Consider the following 3,314-nt stretch of genomic DNA (forward strand, 5'->3'; position numbering starts at 1 on the left):
GGTGGCGGCATTGAGCAGGCTCTCTCCAATTATTTTGCCCTACGCAGAAATGGGCTGGTGTTTACCACAAAGATTTACAAATACGCAACCTCAACCAGTCCGGTGGGCGTGAAGATGAACGCCAATGAAAACATGGTCTGTGAGCCATCTGTGGGTCGTGCTAAAGGCCGGGATGATTACGAACGGTACGGCCTGTTCCACCACTTCACCTGCAATTTCTCCGTGGATGAAAATGGATTCAACCATGTGGATGCCCTGGAGGGACAGACTGGATTTACAAAGTATGGCAAGGTACAGGTGGGAGAGGTAACCATGAGCGCATGGTTTGGTATTGAGGACACGGCGGATGCAGTGCTGTATCACTATTCTGACAGCCAGACAGAACTCACGCCGCGCCCTATGAAAGAGTCCATTAACCCGGACGGAACACTCAGTCCGTTTATGATACACGCAAAATACGCGGCCGGGGACATTGATGGAATGCCATACTCCTCAAAGGGGCTGGCTCCGGCCAATGGATGCCAGGCCGCACAGGCAAAGAATCCGATAAGCTACACAGGCATGATTGTCTATATGCACAAGCTGGGCGGCCATTATTGCGGAACCACAAGTTGGGATTTGTTCTATCGTCAGCTGATGATGATCATAAAATACGCAACCACACACAGCCAGAGCATCATGGCAGGCTGCACCTCATACAGTTTCCAGAATATGAACCTGGTGGAAGAAACAGGAGTCATGAGGGTGATGCTTACAAAAGCACAGGCGGCAAATTATGTGGTCGGCTCCTATGTTTCCATTGGAGAGATTGGAGCAGAGACAAACAAAGACAGATACTATGAATATATGCACAACCTGGCGTACAGCGTGCAGATTACGAAAATTGAGGACGTGGATGACACAAACGCTGCAATCTATGTAGATGCTCCGGAAGCATTTGATACAACGCTCACCACCTGTATCAGCACCATGCCGTGGCATACAGGATCCACGGACGAGGTGGCCGGTTCAGACGGATCTCCAAACAGCAACACCAATGGAAAGAACCCGTACAAGATCCAGGGGATTGAAACTTGCATAGGAGCCTATGAGGTGCTGGGGAATGCGGTCATGGATATTGTGGCAGGAGCAGACGAGAACCCGGCCAGAGATGTGTATGTGTGCCAGGATGCTAGCACGCTGTCCAGCGACATTGCAACAATCCGGACAAATTACCGGAAAGCAGCGGCGCAGGTGGCATATACAGCGGCAAGCTGGAAGTATATCTCCGAGGAGACAACGGACATGGACCTGTGCGTCATGATACCTACTGGGGTTGCCGCAGGCTCAACAACGGGATTTGCAGACGGACTCTACACGGATACAATAACATCTGGACAGAGAGAGTGGCGTGCGCTGGGCTTTTTGACCTATGGCGCGCATGCCGGCCTCTGGATTCTCTCTGCGGACGCTGGCTGGTCGTATGCTTCCTGGACTATCGTCTCCGGCGTTTCTCCAAATGGCACCAGGGGTGAATGGCAGGCGGCAGCCTGACAGAGGGGCTTTCCCCTCTTAAAATATAAATAACGGACTTGTAACGCTGATTTGGCGGTTTTCCTTGTGGCTTGCGCTGGGCAATTTGAACAATGGCGCGCATGCCGGCCTCTGGATTCTCAATGCGAACAATGGCTGGTCGAATGCGAACTGGAATATCGTCTCCGGATTTTCTTGAAAAAAATGATTGATAGCGTTACATTTCGCTCCGCAGGGACGGAGCCACCAGAGATGGTGCGTGGGGCATTTCCCAAAATTTGATTGAAGCCAAACCGTGTGTTCGGGAACAAAGATGCCTGGCACACGGACTCATGGCACAGTAGGTCATGGGTGGGGTGAGTAGAAAAACCGAAAACCGCTTTATTAAGAAACGAGGACTCACAGTTGAAACGATACTGTAAAAATATACGACTGGATAAAGACTGGATCATGGCATGTATGCTGGAATGTTTCTCTGACAAGTGGAAACGGCGTGACGTGGCGGGATTCCTGGCCGGATATCAAACCGGTCAGTCTCTGTCTGTCAGGGCTGCGAGCAGACTGATCCAGGAGAATAGGAGCAATGTGGATCCGTTGCTGGAAAGAGCAGCGGAAGATCTGGCAAGGGAAATCAAGGAGCGTGACGTTCATTTCCCGGAAATACACTACTCCATGAGATATGACGGAAACTCCGGAAAGCTCAGGGAGATAGGTGTGGAGAGCGTCAAGCAGCAAGTATATGACTATGTGGCGGTCAATGCTCTCATGGAACTATTCAACAGAAAGATTGGTAAATACCAATGTGCCAGTATTCCTGGCCGCGGTCAGGTGTATGGCAAGAATGCAATAGAGAGATGGATCCGGAAGAATCCGGACAAAACGAGGGCAGGAGCCAAGGCTGATGTGCGGCACTGTTATCCGTCCATTAACACAAGAAAACTCATGAGGTTTCTGAGAAAGCAGGTCAAAAATGATGACCTGCTTTATTTAGTGGAGACGCTGATCGGCTCATACAAGCAGGGGCTGTCCATTGGTTCATACCTGAGCCAGTGGCTATGCAATTATTACCTCAGTTTTGCCTATCAATACGCACAACAGAAACTCTTTAAGGTGCAGAAACGGCGTGGACAGGAGAAACGGACAAGACTGTTCTATAAAATTATCTTTTATATGGATGATATCCTGATCCTGGGGCCACGAAAGGCAGACGTCAAAAAGGCCATGCTCATGATGATTCAATTTTTCAGAGAGGAGCTGGACCTGGAGATAAAACCGAACTGGAAACTGTTCCAGGTTGATTATATAGGAAAAGACGGAAAGCATCACGGAGACTGCATTGATATGATGGGCTACAAGATTTATAGGGACCGCGCAGAAGTCCGCCGGAGCATTTTCCTACGTGCAAGACGGGCATATCTGAGATTGCGGAAACAGGTGCAGCGACGCATGGAGATAGCACTGGATCTGGCATACCGCTGCATTTCATATTTCGGATGGTTTAAACATTCAGATTCCACAAACTTCAAAAAGAAGTATGGAATAGAGCAGCTGATGAAATACGCAAAAAGGAGGGTAAGCATTGAAAGCAAGATTCACAACAGAACAGCCGGCAGTACGCTGGCAGCCGCTTGATCAGGGTATGGTAGATGTGACGATCTGTCTTAACGGTCAGGAGGTAACTGATGAAAGTTCCCAGGTGGACGAGTTTGGAGAGACGCACACAACCAAGGACGCCTACTGGGAATATGATTTCCGCCAGTTTAGGGAAAAAGCTGAGAACATAAGCCGGGAAATAGTTGAAG

Annotated in this window: 3 protein-coding genes; all 3 read left to right on the forward strand. The window is 49.5% G+C overall.

What is annotated here, in order from left to right; all coding sequences use genetic code 11:
• Positions 1–1,533 (forward strand): hypothetical protein (locus MUB35_RS30235; protein WP_244807372.1); only part of this gene is annotated, 1,533 nt, incomplete at its 5' end.
• 384 nt (positions 1,534–1,917) lie between these two features.
• Positions 1,918–3,144 carry a reverse transcriptase domain-containing protein gene (locus MUB35_RS30240; protein WP_244807373.1) on the forward strand — a complete coding sequence of 409 codons (1,227 nt, stop codon included), beginning with the start codon at positions 1,918–1,920 and terminating at the stop codon, positions 3,142–3,144.
• On the forward strand, positions 3,092–3,314 hold a 223-nt coding region (locus MUB35_RS30245; protein WP_244807374.1), incomplete at its 3' end, for a hypothetical protein. The genes MUB35_RS30240 and MUB35_RS30245, both read left to right, overlap by 53 nt.

It is taken from the genome of Blautia sp. NSJ-175 (assembly GCF_022867815.1).
In the GTDB taxonomy this organism is placed as follows: domain Bacteria; phylum Bacillota; class Clostridia; order Lachnospirales; family Lachnospiraceae; genus Blautia; species Blautia celeris.